General features: G+C 72.7%; 11 protein-coding genes, 1 tRNA gene and 1 riboswitch. Of the genes, 2 read left to right on the top strand and 10 right to left on the bottom strand.

From position 1 onward, the window contains the following. Nucleotides 1–24: 24 nt before the first annotated feature. Nucleotides 25–459 carry a gamma-glutamylcyclotransferase family protein gene (locus ACFY0X_RS21105; protein WP_387756680.1) on the bottom strand — a complete coding sequence of 145 codons (435 nt, stop codon included), beginning with the start codon at nt 457–459 and terminating at the stop codon, nt 25–27. A gap of 132 nt (nt 460–591) precedes the next feature. Between ACFY0X_RS21105 and ACFY0X_RS21100 the strand changes: the two genes are divergently transcribed. Further along, nucleotides 592–1,683, top strand: coding sequence for an EamA family transporter (locus tag ACFY0X_RS21100; RefSeq protein WP_387756679.1), 1,092 nt, complete (start codon nt 592–594; stop codon nt 1,681–1,683). Between the two features lie 181 nt (nt 1,684–1,864). Here ACFY0X_RS21100 and ACFY0X_RS21095 read toward each other — a convergent pair whose 3' ends face one another. From ACFY0X_RS21095 to ACFY0X_RS21075, 5 genes are all read right to left on the bottom strand, one after another. After that, nucleotides 1,865–2,428 (bottom strand): EF-hand domain-containing protein, encoded by a 564-nt coding sequence (locus ACFY0X_RS21095; RefSeq protein ID WP_387756678.1) that lies wholly within the window; start codon nt 2,426–2,428, stop codon nt 1,865–1,867. A gap of 214 nt (nt 2,429–2,642) precedes the next feature. Further along, nucleotides 2,643–4,307 (bottom strand): dipeptide ABC transporter ATP-binding protein, encoded by a 1,665-nt coding sequence (locus tag ACFY0X_RS21090; RefSeq protein WP_387756677.1) that lies wholly within the window; start codon nt 4,305–4,307, stop codon nt 2,643–2,645. 110 nt (nt 4,308–4,417) lie between these two features. Then, nucleotides 4,418–5,410: an ABC transporter permease gene (locus ACFY0X_RS21085; RefSeq protein WP_387756676.1), complete on the bottom strand. Its 993-nt coding sequence runs from the start codon at nt 5,408–5,410 to the stop codon at nt 4,418–4,420. A gap of 95 nt (nt 5,411–5,505) precedes the next feature. Then, on the bottom strand, nt 5,506–7,266 hold the full coding sequence (locus ACFY0X_RS21080) for an ABC transporter substrate-binding protein (protein ID WP_387756675.1): 1,761 nt from the start codon (nt 7,264–7,266) through the stop codon (nt 5,506–5,508). Between the two features lie 74 nt (nt 7,267–7,340). Then, nucleotides 7,341–8,321, bottom strand: coding sequence for an ABC transporter permease (locus ACFY0X_RS21075; RefSeq protein ID WP_387756674.1), 981 nt, complete (start codon nt 8,319–8,321; stop codon nt 7,341–7,343). Between the two features lie 302 nt (nt 8,322–8,623). Beyond that, a riboswitch (ZMP/ZTP riboswitch) is annotated at nt 8,624–8,722 on the top strand. A gap of 19 nt (nt 8,723–8,741) precedes the next feature. On the opposite strand from ACFY0X_RS21075, the gene ACFY0X_RS21070 reads away from it, so the two are divergent. Further along, complete coding sequence (locus tag ACFY0X_RS21070; protein WP_387756673.1) at nt 8,742–10,199, top strand: glycine hydroxymethyltransferase; 1,458 nt, start codon at nt 8,742–8,744, stop codon at nt 10,197–10,199. 209 nt (nt 10,200–10,408) lie between these two features. Here ACFY0X_RS21070 and ACFY0X_RS21065 read toward each other — a convergent pair whose 3' ends face one another. The 4 genes from ACFY0X_RS21065 to ACFY0X_RS21050 form a co-directional block, all read right to left on the bottom strand. Continuing rightward, on the bottom strand, nt 10,409–11,836 hold the full coding sequence (locus ACFY0X_RS21065) for an aldehyde dehydrogenase family protein (protein WP_387756672.1): 1,428 nt from the start codon (nt 11,834–11,836) through the stop codon (nt 10,409–10,411). 113 nt (nt 11,837–11,949) lie between these two features. Then, complete coding sequence (locus tag ACFY0X_RS21060; protein WP_387756671.1) at nt 11,950–12,471, bottom strand: DUF6624 domain-containing protein; 522 nt, start codon at nt 12,469–12,471, stop codon at nt 11,950–11,952. A 311-nt stretch (nt 12,472–12,782) separates the two neighbouring features. Continuing rightward, the gene (locus ACFY0X_RS21055; RefSeq protein WP_387756670.1) at nt 12,783–14,432 is read right to left on the bottom strand and encodes an APC family permease; all 1,650 of its coding nucleotides are present in this window, start codon (nt 14,430–14,432) and stop codon (nt 12,783–12,785) included. Between the two features lie 325 nt (nt 14,433–14,757). Continuing rightward, nucleotides 14,758–14,842 (bottom strand) — tRNA-Leu (locus ACFY0X_RS21050). Between the last annotated feature and the right edge of the window lie 386 nt (nt 14,843–15,228).

Below are 15,228 nucleotides of genomic sequence, written 5' to 3'. Positions count from 1 at the left end.
GGAAAATCCAACTAGCGGGGCAGCCTACCTGGCGGTCTCATCCGCCCAGTCCCCCGACTCGATCAGCGCCGGCCGCTCCCGCAGCCGCGCCTCGGCCCTGGGCCCGGCGAAGTAGACCCAGGCCTCCCGCAGCCCGTCCGCCGCCGTCCGCACCGCCGCCCGCCGCCGCACGTACAGCCCGGTCCCGTCCGCTCGGCAGTCCTCCAGCCGGTCCAGCGCCTCCAGGGCTCCGGCGTACGCGCCCGGGCGTACGGTGACGAGCTCGCCCAGGATCCGGCGCCCTGGCGCCGGGTCCGGCACCGCGTACGGGAAGCCGGGTCCCTCGTGCAGCGCCGCACCCTCCAGCACCGCGGGCCGGACGTCGGCGCAGCGCCCGGCCAGGTGGACGGCGTGGTTGCGGCCACCGCTGCGCAGAGTGCCGTACACGAAGAACGGCAGGGCCTGCTCGGGTGCGGACAAGGACTCGACCTCCTCGCTGGGGAGCGCCCACCGTACGTCCTGCGGTCCGATTCCTGATACCGACTGGCGCGCCGGGCCGTCCATGCGCTGTCATGTCGGTTGTTCGGCCAGCACCGTCCAAGGGGGACACACATGACATCGCCCGCTTCACCCTCCCAACCGGCCGAGATCCCCGGCTCAGCCCCCGACACTCCCACCCCGACCCCTGCCCCTGCGGGCAAGCGCGGGGCCCAAGCGGCCCCCACCCCGGCCCCGCTCGCCGACGCCCTTCCCGCCTCCCGTCTCGGCGGCGCGGTCTGGCTGGCCCTCCTCGTCGTCTACGTCGTCTGGGGCTCGACCTACCTGGCGATCCGGATCACCGTGGAGACGATGCCCTCGTTCCTCTCCGCGAGCGCCCGCTTCATCACCGCCGGCCTGCTGCTGGTCGGCTTCCTCCTGGTGCGCCAGGGGCCGGCCGGCCTGAAGGTGACCCGGCGGCAGCTGGCCTCCTCCGCCCTGGTCGGCCTGCTGCTGCTGACCGGCGGCAACGGCATGGTGGTCCTGGGCGAGACCTCCGTCCCCTCCGGCCTGGCCGCCCTGCTGGTGGCCGCCGTCCCGCTGTGGATGGTGGTGCTGACGGCGTTCGGCGGCGACCGCCCGAAGCCGGCCGAACTGGCCGGGGTGCTGCTCGGACTGGTCGGGCTCGGTGTCCTGTCGGCCCCCGCGATCGGCGGGTCGATCGAGCCGGGCGGCGTGATCCTGATCATCGGCGCCACCCTGCTCTGGGCGACCGGCTCCTTCGTGAGCAAGAAGATCCCGATGCCCGGCAACGTGCTCGCCGCGAGCGCCTACCAGATGCTGGCCGGCGGCCTCGGCAACCTGCTGGTCGGGCTGGGCCGCGGCGAGCAGCACGGTCTGGACCTCGGGGCGGTCTCCGGCCGGTCCTGGCTGGCCCTCGCCTACCTGGTGCTGTTCGGCTCGCTGCTCGCCTTCACCGCGTACGCCTGGCTGCTGCGCGCCGCCCCGCTGACCCTGGTGGCCACCTACGCGTACGTGAACCCGGTGGTCGCGGTGCTGCTGGGCTGGCTGATCCTGGCCGAGCCGCTGACCGGTCCGACCCTCGCGGGCGGCGCGATCGTGGTGGCGGGCGTCTGCCTGGTGGTGAGTGTCAGCCGACGGCCGGGCCGCTCGTCGCGCGCCGGGGGCACGGCCGGCCCGGCGAAGGGGCCGGCCGCCCGGAGGTGAGCACGCCGCGGCCCGGCCGTACGCGGCGGCCCGGCGGCGCACCCCAGCTCCGCAGTGCACCGCGACCCGGCAGCAGGCGACGCCGGCGCCGTACCGGACCGGCGCCGTACCCGCCGAACCGTCGCCGAGCGGCCCGTCCCCGCGCTTCCGGCGCGTGGGGGCGGGCCGCCGGACGTACGGCTCAGAAGCTGTGCGGCGGCTTGCCCGTCCACCAGTTGCCGGGCGCGTCCGGGTCGCGGCTGGTCCAGAACTCGATGATGGCGCTGGTGAACTCGGCCGCGGAGAGCACGCCGTCGCCGTCGGTGTCCAGGTGGCGGAAGGCCTCGTCGGCGTCGTCGCGGGAGAGGCCGGCGAAGTGGCCGCGCTGGAAGACGAAGAACTCGCCGGCGTCCACCGTCCCGCTGCGGTCGGCGTCGGCGACGGCGAGGAAGGCCCCGGCGAGCGCGCCGAGGATCTCGTGCGCGGCCTTCGGGTCGTCGGCGAGCGAACCGGTCGAGTCGACGAACTGCTCACGGGTGATCGCCTGGGTGCCGGCGGGCAGCCGGGCGAGGTGCAGGTCGTGCCAGGTCGTCAGGTAGGCGCGGACGATCAGGGCCTCCGCGTCGGAGCCCTCCTGGTGGCCGAGCGATCGGGCCACCGAGAGGCCCATCAGGACGTGGTCCCGCTCGGTGAGCAGGCCGTCGCCGTCGGCGTCGAGGTGATCGAAGCCGTGGTTGATCTTTGCGATGAGCAGGTCGTCCGACACATGCTCCCCCTCGGTCGGTGATTCCTTGTCCGGGTCTCCCAGGTCACATCGCCTGCACGCTAGCGCCTCGAACCTGACCGGCGCAGCCGAACGAACGGCGAACGACCTGCTGCTTCACTCCTACGGGGTCCGCCGCGGCCGTTGCCGGTGGACCGCCGCCGCACCTCTCCATCGCGTCCGACGGCCCGATCGTGCCCGCCGGGCCTCGGTCGCCTCAGTGCACCGCCGCCAGCAGCTCCCTCGTGTACTCGGTGTGCGGCGCCTCGAACAGCCGGTCCCGGTCGGTGGACTCGACCAGCCGGCCCCGGTGCATCACCGCCACCCGGTCGCAGAAGTGCCGGACCACCGCGAGGTCGTGGGAGACGAACAGGAAGGCGACGCCGAGCCGTTCGCGCAGTTCCATCAGCAGGTTGAGCACCTGGGCCTGCACCGACACGTCGAGCGCGGAGACCGGCTCGTCGGCGATGATCAGGCGCGGCTGCGGGGCCAGCGCCCGGGCGATGCCGATCCGCTGGCGCTGCCCGCCGGAGAACTCGTGCGGGTAGCGGTCCAGGTGCCCGGCCTCCAACCCGACCTGTTCCAGCAGTTCGGCGGCGCGCTCCCGCCGTTCGGCCGGGCCGAGCGCGGTGTGCAGGCGCAGGGGGGTGTCCAGGGTGCGGGCGATGGTCCGGCGCGGGTTGAGCGAGGCGTACGGGTCCTGGAAGACCAGCTGGATCTCCCGGCTGAGCCGCTTCCGCAGCTCCCGGTCCGGTCGGGTGACGTCCTGGCCGTCGTACAACACCGTTCCGCCGGTGGGTCGTTGGAGCCCGGCCAGGATCCGTGCGGTGGTGGACTTGCCGGAACCGGACTCGCCGACCAGCCCGAGCGTCTCGCCGGGTGCGATCCGCAGGCCGAGGCCCTCGACCGCCCGGACCGGTTCGGCCCGTAGGCCGGGCAGGCGCCGGCGCCCGGGGAAGTGCACGGACAGCTCGTCCACCTCGACCAGCCACCGCTCGGGACGCCCGACCGTCCGCGGCCGGAACGTCCGCGACGGCGCCGGCTCGTCGACCGTCGGCAGGGCGGCCCCCGGCACCGAGTCCAGCCGGAGCGCCGCGCCCACCAGCGCCCGGGTGTACGGCTCGCGCGGCGCGGACAGCAGCTCGGCGGTCGGCGCGGACTCGATCCCGACCCCGCCGCGCAGCACCAGCGTGCGGTCCGTCGTCCCGGCGACCACGCCCAGGTCGTGGCTGACCAGCAGCACCGCCGTCCCGTGCTCGCGCTGCAACTCGCCGAGCAGGTCGAGGACCTGCCGCTGGACGCGGGCGTCCAGGGCAGTGGTCGGCTCGTCCGCGATGAGCAGCCGCGGGTCGTTCATCAGCGCCATCGCGATCATGACGCGCTGGCGCATGCCGCCGGAGAACTGGTGCGGGAAGTCGCGGGTCCGGGCCGCGGGGATGCCGACCCGGTCGAGCATCTCGGCCGCCCGTCGGCCGGCCTCGGCCCGGCCCGCGCCCGGGTGGTGCAGCCGGTACATCTCCGCGAGCTGGGCGCCCACGCCGTGGAAGGGGCTGAGCGAGGTGAGCGCGTCCTGGAAGACCAGTGCCGCCCGTCCGCCGCGCACCCCGCGCAGCGCGGACTCCTCGGCGTCGACCACCTCCTGCCCGTCCAGCCGGATCGAGCCGGTGACGGTGGTGGTGCGCGGATCGTGCAGGCCGAGGACGGCGAGCCCGACGGTCGACTTGCCGGAGCCCGACTCGCCGACCAGACCCAGGACTTCACCCGGTGCGAGGTCGAAGGAGAGGCCCCGGACGGCGGTCACCGGCGCGCCGCCGCGAGGGTCGGCGAAGGTGACGGTCAGGTCGCGGACGCTCAGCACCGGCTCGGCGGCCTTCGCCGCCACGCCTCGCGCAACGGTGGCCTTCGCCGCCACGCCTCGCGCAACGGCGGTACCGGCTACCGTGGCCCGCACGCCCGCTCCCGGCACACTGGACTTCATCGAAGGACTCCCCATCAGCTCAGCCGCACACGCGGGTCGAGCCAGGCGACCGCGAGGTCGGCCAGCGCGACGAACAGCACCATGAAGCAGGCGGCCAGCAGCACCGCGCCGACCACGGCGGGCAGGTCCTGCCCGGCGACGGCCTCCGTGGCGAACCGCCCGACCCCGTTCAGCCCGAACACCGTCTCGGTGATCACGGCTCCGCCGAGCAGCACCCCGGCCTCCAGCCCGATCAGCTGCACCAGCGGCCCGGCGGCGCCGCGGGAGGTGTACTTGAGGTGGGCGCGCAGCCGTCCCAGGCCCTTGCCACGGGCGGTGCGGACGTACTCCTCGTTCATCGTCTCCAGCAGCTGCGAGCGTGAAAGCCGGGCGAAAACCGCCGAGTTGACGAAGCCGAGGACGATCCAGGGGAGCAGCAGCCCGCCCGCCCAGGCGGCCGGGTCGTCGGTCGGCGAGGTGTAGGAGGGGAGCGGCAGCACGCCGGTGGAGTACACCAGCAGCCACTGCGCGACGTACCCGAGGAAGTAGATCTGCACGCTGGCGCCGACCAGGGTGAAGCCGGACAACAGCCGGTCGGTCCGCCGGCCGTGCCGCAGCGCGGAGACGAACCCGGCGCCGAGCCCGAACACCAGCAGGACGGCGAGGGCCCCGGCGGTCAGCGAGAGGGTGACGGGCAGGTGGTCGGCGAGCGCCTCGCTGACCGGCTGGTGCAGCCGGTAGGAGTAGCCGAGGCAGGGCGCGTCGCAGTGGATGGTCGAGCCGTCGACGTCGCCGATGTCCCGCCCGGCGACGACCCCGGCCAGGTAGTCGGTGTACTGGGTGAGCAGCGGCTGGTCCAGGCCCATGCTCTGGCGCACCGCCGCGACCTGCCCGCTGTCGCAGCGCGGGCCGCAGGCGGCGCGGGCCGGGTCGGCGGGCGCGGCGTAGAAGAGGGCGAAGGCGGCGGCGGAGACCGCGACCAGGACCGCGAGGGCCTGGGCGGTCCGCCGCAGGACGAAGGAGAGCATGGCCGATCCGGGGTCGACGTGACGGGGGGAGGCGGAGGAGCGCGGCAGGAGGGGGCCGCCCCTCGTCCCGACGGGGGCGAGGGGCGGCCCGGCACTCAGGACTTCAGGTACAGCCAGGCCAGCGAGACGGTCCCGTAGATCGGGTGGATGAACGCCCCGCCGACGTTGCCGCCGCGCAGTTGGTTGACCGTCGGGTAGGCGAACGGCAGCACCGGCACGTCCTTCATCACGGTCTGCTCCAGCGCGTACAGCTCCTTGGCCTTGGCGCGCGGCTCGCCGACCTGGTTGATCCGGTCGATCTCCTTGTCGACCTCCGGGTTGCGGTAGCGCGCGGAGTTGAGGTCGCTGCCGGCCCGGCCGTCGAAGGAGAACGGGACGAGGGTGGACGGGGTCGGCCAGTCGACCGAGCTGGTCTCCTCGAACAGGTCGTACGGGGAGTCGGCGCGGTGCACCTCGTCCAGGAAGGCCTTGGGGTCGACCGGCTTGGGCACGACGGTGATCCCGGCCTTGCCGAAGCCCTCGACCAGCACCTGCGCCACCCGCTGCCCGGTCGGGGTGTTCCGGTACGCGTAGGTCAGGCTCCCGGGCGCCTGCTTGGCCTTGGCGAGCGCGGCCTTGGCGGCCTCCGGGTCGCCCTCGGGCCGGACCGGGTGGAGGTCGTACTTCTGCCAGTCGATCAGCGCGGGCGAGCTGATCGTGGTGGCCAGCTCGCCGGTCCGGGCGCCGCCCTGGACCTGGCGGGCCTGCTGGCGCGGGTAGGCCAGGTGCAGCGCCGTGCGGACCTCGACGTCCGGCACCCGCTCGTTGTTGATCACCAGCTGGGTGACGAAGGCGCCCTGCCGGCCGGAGACGACCAGTTCCTTGGCCTTCGGGTCGGTGTCGGTGGTCTGGTACAGCTCGGCGGAGAGGGTGTCGGCGGCGGTGGTGGCGTTGGCGCCGCCGTCCCGGCCGGAGAGGATCTCCTGGTTGATGTTGAGCGATTCCTTGCCGTACGTGAAGACGAACTTCTCCGGGTACTGGCTGCGGATCGGGTCGGTCTCGGGCTTCCAGGCCGGGTTGCGCTCCAGCACCATCCGGGTGTTCTGGACGTGCTCGACGATCCGGTACGGGCCGGTCGCGAACGGCAGCCGGTCGTACTCCGTCCCGGTGTCCTTGTCGCGGCGCACCGGCGAGGAGGAGGACTGGGCGGCCATGTACGGGACGTCGGCCTGCGGCTGCGGGAAGTGGAAGACGATGGTGCGCTCGTCCGGCGTCTCGATCGCGTCCAGGTCGCCGGCCTGCGGGCCCGCGTACTTGGCGCGCGCCGCCTCGTAGCTGGCCTCGCCGGTGAGCCACTGCGGCCAGTACGGCGGGCCGACCTCGTAGCCCTTGCCGAAGGTGCGCTCGATGCCGTACTTGACGTCCTGGGCGGTGATCGGCCGGCCGTCCTCCCAGGCGACGCCCTGCTTGAGCCGGTACGTCCAGGTGCGTCCGCCGTCGGCCGGGGTGCCGGTGTCGGTGGCCAGGTCGCCGACCAGCTTGGCCTTGCCGTCCACGACCTGGTACTGGGTCAGCTGGCGGCCCCAGAGCAGCGAGGCGTTGTAGGCGGCGCCGGCGTAGACCTTCTGCGGGTCGAGGTGGCGGAACTCGACGCTGTTGTACACGTTCACCGTGCCGCCCGCCCGGGCGCCCGGGACGGCCGGGGCGGGGCCGGCGCTCTCCTGCTCGCTGCCGAGGACGGCGGTCAGCGGGGAGGTCTCCTTGGCGGAGGCCCCGGCGGCGCCGCCGGAGCCGGTGGTGGTGCCCGCGCCGGCCGAGCAGGAGGTCGCCAGCAGGGCGGTGGCGACGACGGCGAGGGACGGTCTGGTCCAGCGCATGGCGAATCTCTCCTTGTCCCGGCGGGTCGTGCCGGGACGGGCTCGGGTTGGTGGACGGGAGGAGGTGAAAGGTTTCAGCGGGCAGTGCCGGCGCGCGGGTCCAGCGCGTCCCGGACGGCGTCGCCGAGCAGGTTGAAGGCGATGACGAACAGCAGTAGCGCCACGCCGGGGAACACCATGTAGGTGGGGTCGGCCTGGAAGACCTCGGAGCCGCGCGCGATCATCCGCCCCCAGTCCGGGACCGGCTCGGTGACGCCGACGCCGAGGAAGGACAGCGCGGCCTCGGAGGCGACGAAGGTCGGCACCGCCATGGTGGCGTGCACCAGCAGCTGCGAGCGCACGTTCGGCAGGAGTTCGTGGACGACGACATGGAACCGGCTCGCGCCCTGGGCCCGCGCGGACTGCACGAAATCCCTTTCCCGGAGCGAGCGGACGGTGGCCCGCAGGGAAAGCGCGAGCGGAATCCAGCCGAACGCCGAGAACACCAGGATCAGCACCAGGAACTGCATCCATTCCGGTTCCGCGGTGCCCGGGTCGACCAGCCGGGACTGGATCACCGGACTGAGCGCGAGCAGCAGGAGCAGGGTGGGAAAGGCCAGCAGCACGTTCGCGAGGAATCCGAACAACCGGTCCGTGAGCCCGCCCAGATAGCCGACCGCGACGCCGGCCAGCACGCCGAGGGTGGTGGTCACCGCGGCCGCCGCGAAGGCGATCAGCAGCGAGGTGCGGATGCCGTACAGCAGCTGGGTGAACACGTCCCGGCCGAGGCCGGGCTCCAGGCCGAACCAGAAGTCCCCGGAGATCCCGCCGTTCGGCAGCATCGGCAGACCGCCGTCGCTGAGCAGGCCGGGGAGGTTCTGGCCGTAGTGGTCGACCGGGTTCCTCCCGTACAGCGCGGCGATCAGCGGGGCGCCGAGCGCGAGTAGCAGGAACAGCACCACCACCGCCAGGGCGGTGGCGCCGACCCGGTCCCGCAGGATCCGGCGCAGCAGTCCGGGGTTCGCGGCGGGCGCGGGCCCGGCCACGGTGACCGGGACGGTGTCGACCACTGCCATGAGGCGTAACCCCCGAATTCTCCGCCGCCCCATGGTGAGGGTGCGCTGGTGTGCATTTCCGGTGCGGCCTCCGGGGGTTTCCCGGCGGCCGTTCGAGCGTCATTTGATCGGATGCGTCCGAGGTTCGCAAATCACCTTCGACGGCTGTTCGGGTAATTCCTGCCGAACTGTTTCGGGAAATGTGGCGGCTTCATTTCACCGAAACACCCGCGTTGCAGAAGAACGGACATAAGCGGACGGAACGGGCGGCCCGTTCCGCATTCTGAGACCTCCGCCACAGTCCCTCCCGTGTTGGTACGATCCCGGTGGGCCGCGACTGGCGCGTAGGGATGGAATCAACCATCGGGAAGCGGCCCCGTGGATCCTCACGTGCATGTCTGCCGAGCGCCTGGGCCCCCGCATCCCCACCAGGAGACCGCCATGGCCCAGCAGCCCCACACCGCCGCCTCCCCCGCGGCCGACACCGCCTTCCGCACCGCCCTCGACGTCGTCGCCGGCGTCGAACCGCGGATCGCCGCCGCCATCGGCCAGGAGCTGGCGGACCAGCGCGCCTCGCTCAAGCTGATCGCCAGCGAGAACTACGCCTCCCCGGCCGTCCTGCTCACCATGGGCAACTGGCTCAGCGACAAGTACGCCGAGGGCACCGTCGGCCGCCGCTTCTACGCGGGCTGCCGCAACGTCGACACGGTCGAGAGCATCGCCGCCGAGCACGCCCGCGAACTGTTCGGCGCCGACCACGCCTACGTCCAGCCGCACTCCGGCATCGACGCCAACCTGACCGCCTTCTGGGCCGTCCTCTCCCAGCGGGTCGAGAGCCCGGCGCTGGAGCGCGCCGCGGTGCGCAACGTCAACGACCTCACCGAGGAGGACTGGGCGCGGCTGCGCCAGGAACTCGGCAACCAGCGGATGCTCGGCATGTCCCTGGACACCGGCGGCCACCTCACCCACGGCTTCCGGCCCAACATCTCGGGCAAGATGTTCGAGCAGCGCAGCTACGGCACCGACCCGGCCACCGGCCTGATCGACTACGACGCGCTGCGCGAGACCGCCCGCGAGTTCCGCCCGCTGATCATCGTGGCCGGCTACTCCGCCTACCCGCGCCTGGTGGACTTCCGCAGGATGCGCGAGATCGCCGACGAGGTCGGCGCGACCCTCATGGTCGACATGGCGCACTTCGCCGGCCTGGTCGCGGGCAAGGTGCTGACCGGCGACCACGACCCGGTCCCGCACGCCCACATCGTCACCACCACCACCCACAAGTCCCTGCGCGGCCCGCGCGGCGGCATGGTGCTGTGCCAGTCCGAACTGGCCGAGCACGTCGACCGCGGCTGCCCGCTGGTGCTCGGCGGCCCGCTCTCGCACGTCATGGCCGCCAAGGCGGTCGCCCTCGCGGAGGCCCGCCGCCCCGAGTTCCAGGCGTACGCCCGCGCCGTCGTCGCCAACGCCCAGGCGCTCGCCGAGGGCCTGCTGCGCCGCGGCGGCAAGCTGGTCACCGGCGGCACCGACAACCACCTGGTCCTCGCCGACGTCTCCGGCTACGGCCTGACCGGCCGCCAGGCCGAGGCGGCGCTGCTCGACTCGGGCATCGTCACCAACCGCAACTCCGTCCCGCAGGACCCGAACGGCGCCTGGTACACCTCGGGCATCCGCCTGGGCACCCCGGCCCTCACCACCCGCGGCCTGGGCACCGCCGAGATGGACGAGATCGCCGACCTGATCCACACCGTCCTGGGCGCCACCAACCCCTCCACCACCGCGAAGGGCGCCCCGTCCAAGGCCGCCTACACCCTGGACGCCGCCCTCCGCGACGCCACCGCCAAGCGCGCCGCCGACCTGCTCGCCCCGTACCCCCTCTACCCGGGCGTGGACCTGGCCTGACGGCCCCTCCGGCCCCCGCCGGGGCGGTGGCACCGCGGGGCTGGCGGCTGGCGACGAACAACGAACAGCGAACAACCGACAGCGAACAGATGACAGATGATGAAATCTGTCATCTGTTCGCTGAACTCTGTCAGCCGTCAGCCGTCAGCCGTCAGCCGTCGGCCGTCGGCCGTCGGCCGTCAGCCGTCAGCCGCCCGCCGCTCGTCGCGCTAGTACTGCAGGGACTTGTACTGGAGGAACTCCTCCAGCCCGTGGCGGCCCAGCTCCCGGCCGAGGCCCGAGCTCTTGTAGCCGCCGAAGGGTGCGAGCGGGTTGAAGCGGCCGCCGTTGAGGTCGACCTGGCCGGTGTCGAGGCGGCGGGCGAAGGCGGCGGCGGTGTCGGTGTCGCGGGCCCAGACACCGCCGGACAGGCCGTACGGGGTGCCGTTGGCGAGTTCGGCGGCGTGGTCCTCGTCCCGGTAGCGGAGGATCGCCAGGACCGGGCCGAACACCTCCTCCTGGGCCACCGTCATCTCCGGGGTGACGTCCGCGAGCACGGTCGGGCGGACGTAGTACCCGGTGGGCAGTTCGGCGATCGGCTCCGAGCCGCCGACCACCAGCCGGGCGCCCTCGGCCAGCGCGCCGTCGATGTAGCCGCGCACCCGGTCGAGCTGCCTGGCGTTGACCACCGGGCCGATCCGGGTCTGCGGGTCGGTCGGGTCGCCCGGGCGGTACTGGGCGGCGACCTCCTCGGCCCGGGCGACCGCCTCGTCGTACTGGTCCTCGTGCACCAGAAGCCGGGTCAGCGCGCTGCAGGTCTGGCCCGAGTTGGCGAACACGTTGGCCACGTTCGCCTTGACCGCGCGGGCCAGGTCGGCGCCCGGCAGCACCACGTTGGCCGACTTTCCGCCCAGCTCCAGGGAGACCCGCTTCAGCCCCCGGCCGGCCGTCTCGGCGACCTGCCGGCCGACCGCGGTGGAGCCGGTGAAGGAGACCAGGTCCACCTCCCGGTGCCCGACGAGCGCCGCGCCCGCCACCGCGCCGGTGCCGGTGACCAGGTTGAAGGCGCCCGCCGGGAACCCGGCCTCGTGCACCAGGCGGGCGAACAGCCGGGCCACCAGCGGGGTGTCCTCGGCCGGCTTGAGGACCACCGGGCAGCCGGCCGCCAGCGCCGGGACGGCCTTGGCCACGATCTGGTGCAGCGGGTAGTTCCACGGCGTGATCGCCGCGACCACCCCGGCCGGCTCGGCGTGCACCACCGAGTTGCCGATCCGCTCCTCGAAGGGGTGCTCGGCGAGCAGGCTCAGGTAGGAGGTCGCCACGGCGAGCGGCAGCCCGGCGTGCACGGCCCCGGCGAAGCCGACCGGCGAGCCGAGCTCGGCGACGACCGTCTCGGTGATCTCGTTCTGCGCGGTGGCGATCCCGTCCCGCAGCCGGGTCAGCAGCGCCAGCCGCTCCTCGCGGGTGGTCGCGCCCCAGCCGCGGGCCGCCCGGCGGGCCGCCGTCGCCGCCGCGTCGACGTCGGTCACGCCGCCGGCCGGCACGGTGGCCAGCACCTGCTCGGTCGCCGGGTTCAGTACGGTGATCGACCCGGCGTCCCCGGAGGGCCGCCACTCGCCGTCGATGTACTGGTCGCTGTGTTCCGCGTACTGCCGCACCCGATCGTCCCCTCATCCACTCGACCGATTAACTAGCAGCGCTAGTCGAGGGTCAGTCAACGCGGCACGGGCGGCCGCGCGCAAGAGTCAATCCCGATCGGCGGACGTGACGGTTACTTCGGAGCGAACCGCGCGGTGTACTCGTCGAACGGCTCGATGCCCACCGCCGCGCGCCGCTCGTCCAGCCGCTCCGGCTCCTCGCAGGGCCACGGCACCGGTCGGCCGTCCGCCACCGCGCCGATCTGGGTGCCGTAGCGCTGCTCCCGGCCCTCGTTGACGGCGAGCCGGTCCTGGAGGAAGGCCAGGTCGCGGGCGCTCGCCTCGCCCCGGGCGACCGCCTCGCCCATCAGCTCCGCCGCCCGCCGCTGGACGTCGAGCTGCCGGTCCGCGTGCTGCGCCACCAACCATGCCGCCCGGGCCGCCTCGGGGCCGACGGTGCGCTCGGTCGGCCAGCCGTGCGTCGCCATGATCTCCGCGAGCCGGTCCCCGTGCCGGGCGGTGAGCCGCCGCCAGACCGCCTGCTCGGCGAGATCGGGGCTGTGCGCCAGCCGGGCTGCCGCGCCGTCCTCGGCCATCATCCCGACCAGTTCCTCGGCCAGTTCCCCGACCAGTTCCCGCCCCTGCACGTCCGCCATGCCGATCCGCTCCTCCGCGTCCGGGCCCTCCTACCGAGGACCGCCCGGTACCACGCTAGGAGCGGAATCCGCGACGAAGATCATCCCCGAGGACGGTGACCCGGGGGTGCCGTCCGCGGCAGAATGGATGCACACCGGGAACGGAGCGCACCGCGCCCGCCCCCACGGACGCCGAAGGCCGGTCGGATTCCTCCGACCGGCCTTCACCGTGAGCCGCATGAACTCATGAGTTCATGCGGCTCAAGAATTTACGAGCTCAAGAACTCACGAGCTCACGGGTTCATGCGGCTCAGCTCGCCACGTCCCGGACCTCAGACCCGCGAGGCCTCCGCGGCGTCGAGCGGCGCGGCACTCTCGGCCTCCGCCGCCATCTCCCTGCGGACCTCGGCCAGCGAGGGGTTGGCCCAGGCGCTGGCGACGCCCCAGCGGTAGAACGCCAGCCCGATCGCGGCGACGATCAGCAGGTCCCAGCCCTCCGGCAGGTAGCCGTTCCCGCCGAAGTCGGCGCTGCCCGCCCAGGAGACGCCGGCCATCACGAACAGGTACGCGACCATCCAGGCGCCGGCCTTGAGGTGCGGCTTCAGCTCGGCGAGCGGCTTGCGCAGCTCGTACCAGGCCCAGATCGGCAGACCGGCGGCCATCAGCAGGATGACCTTGCCGGTGAGCGGCCAGCGGGCCCAGTAGAGCACCAGCGAGCCGAAGACCATCGCGACCGGGGCGATCACCGGCATGGCGCGCAGTCGGACCGGCCGGGGCAGGTCCGGGGCCAGGCGGCGCAGCGCCATCACGGCGACCGGGCCGGTGATGTACGAGATCACGGTGGCCACCGAGACGATCTCGGCCAGCGAGCCCCAGCCGCGGAAGACGGCGAGGAACAGGAAGGCGACCACCAGGTTGAGCAGCAGCGCCGGGCGCGGGATGCCGGTCTTGGCGTCGACCTTGCCGAAGACCTTCGGCAGGTGGCCGTTCTCCTGCACGCCGTGGATCATGCGCGAGGTGGTGGCGGCGTAGATCATGCCGGTGCCGGACGGCGAGATGAACGCGTCCGCGTAGAGCAGGATCGCCAGCCAGTTGAGACCCCAGGCGATGGCCAGGTCGGCCAGCGGCGAGGTGTAGGAGAGGTTGCTCCAGCCGTTCGCCAGGTCGCCGCTCGGGATGGCGCCGAGGAAGGCGATCTGCAGCGCGACGTAGATCACCAGGGCGATCAGGATCGAGCCGATGACGGCCTTCGGCAGCGACTTGCCGGGGTTGCGGGCCTCGCCGGCCAGGTTGAGCGGCGACTGGAAGCCGTTGAAGGCCCAGACGATGCCGGAGACCGCTACGGCGGTGAACACCGCGCTCCAGCCGTTCGGCGCGAAGCCGCCGTGGTCGGTGAAGTGCGCCGAGTCGAAGTGCGCGAAGAGCAGCGCACCGGCGGTCACCGTCGGGACGATGACCTTGAAGACGGTGATCGCGGTGTTGGTCTTGGCGAACAGCGTGATCGCGAACCAGTTGAGGACGAAGTAGATCACCAGCAGCACGCTGGCGAGCGCCACGCCGCTGAGGGTCAGCTCCTGGCCGTCGTACAACCCCTTCGCCCAGCCGAAGTGCCAGGAGCTCATGTACTGCACGGAGGCGGTGGCCTCACCCGGGATGACCGAGACGATGGCGATCCAGTTCGCCCAGGCGGCCAGGTAGCCGGCCAGCGAGCCGTGCGAGTACTGGCCGTACCGGACCATGCCGCCGGCCTTGGGGAACATCGAGCCCAGCTCGCTGTAGGTGAGCGCGATGGTCAGCGCCACCGCGGCACCGATCACCCAGGCGAGGATCGAGGCGGGGCCGGCGAGCTTGGCGGCGCGCTCGGCACCGAACAGCCACCCGGAGCCGATGATCGATCCCAGCCCGACGGCGGTCAGGCTGATCGTGCCGAGCGATCGGCGGTAGTTCTGGTGTGATGGCGTCGACGAGTCGGGCTCACTCAACGTATCGGTCCTCTCGCTCGTGGTTCATCGGGTGGTGTCGGTGTTTTTGCGATTTTGAGCCGGTATTTCGGGCAAACGGAGAGCAGCCTATGTTCCGAAAAGGGGCGAATACCTCAGAGGAAGCTCAAACCGTCCGATTGTTGCCATCTCGTGTCCGGCTTCCGCCGGTACGGACCGGGGAGGAGACCGGCGCCACAGCGCCTGCAGCGGACGGTGGCCGGGGATGGCGACCGGGGATGGCGACCGGGGTCGGCCCGGGAAAAGGGCGGCCCGAAAAACGAAATTCCCCGTGGGGGCCTTTCGGCTCCCACGGGGAATTCGGCTGTGTCCGAGGGGGGACTTGAACCCCCACGCCCGATAAAGGGCACTAGCACCTCAAGCTAGCGCGTCTGCCATTCCGCCACCCGGACGGGGTGTGTGCTTCGGGGGCTTTTCCTCGCCCCCTCGGCGACAGAGAGAACATTACCAGGGTTCTGGAGTGCTTCTCACCTGCGCTTCCTCGGAGCCGCGCCCCGGGACGCCCTGGTCGGGGAGTCCGGGGGCCAGTGGGCCGCGGCGGCGGGCCCGTACGCCACCCGCGCCCAGGCCCCACCCGCGCCCCCACGAGCCCGCACCTCGTCCGCACCCGGTCCCCACAGGTTGGTACGGCCTGTGAACGCGCTCGAATCCGGACCGAACCGGTGGCGTCCGCGAAGGAACCGGTCGACTTTCGCGCCTCCCGCGGTCGGTTGCGGGCGGAACCGGTCCGACACGGGCAACTTGTCGACGGTGCCACGGCCGCCACGACGGCTCTCCT

Source organism: Kitasatospora sp. NPDC001547, assembly GCF_042894165.1.
Taxonomy (GTDB): Bacteria; Actinomycetota; Actinomycetes; order Streptomycetales; family Streptomycetaceae; genus Kitasatospora.
Note: the sequence above shows the minus strand (reverse complement) of the source record. Positions and strands in the feature narration are given on the sequence as shown.

Bases quoted from the DNA above. Each gene is read 5' to 3' on its own strand.
- ACFY0X_RS21100 (WP_387756679.1), top strand. From the start codon at position 592: ATGACATCGCCCGCTTCACCCTCCCAACCGGCCGAGATCCCCGGCTCA.
- ACFY0X_RS21085 (WP_387756676.1), bottom strand. From the start codon at position 5,410: ATGCTCTCCTTCGTCCTGCGGCGGACCGCCCAGGCCCTCGCGGTCCTG.
- ACFY0X_RS21080 (WP_387756675.1), bottom strand. From the start codon at position 7,266: ATGCGCTGGACCAGACCGTCCCTCGCCGTCGTCGCCACCGCCCTGCTG.
- ACFY0X_RS21075 (WP_387756674.1), bottom strand. From the start codon at position 8,321: ATGGCAGTGGTCGACACCGTCCCGGTCACCGTGGCCGGGCCCGCGCCC.
- ACFY0X_RS21070 (WP_387756673.1), top strand. From the start codon at position 8,742: ATGGCCCAGCAGCCCCACACCGCCGCCTCCCCCGCGGCCGACACCGCC.
- ACFY0X_RS21060 (WP_387756671.1), bottom strand. From the start codon at position 12,471: ATGGCGGACGTGCAGGGGCGGGAACTGGTCGGGGAACTGGCCGAGGAA.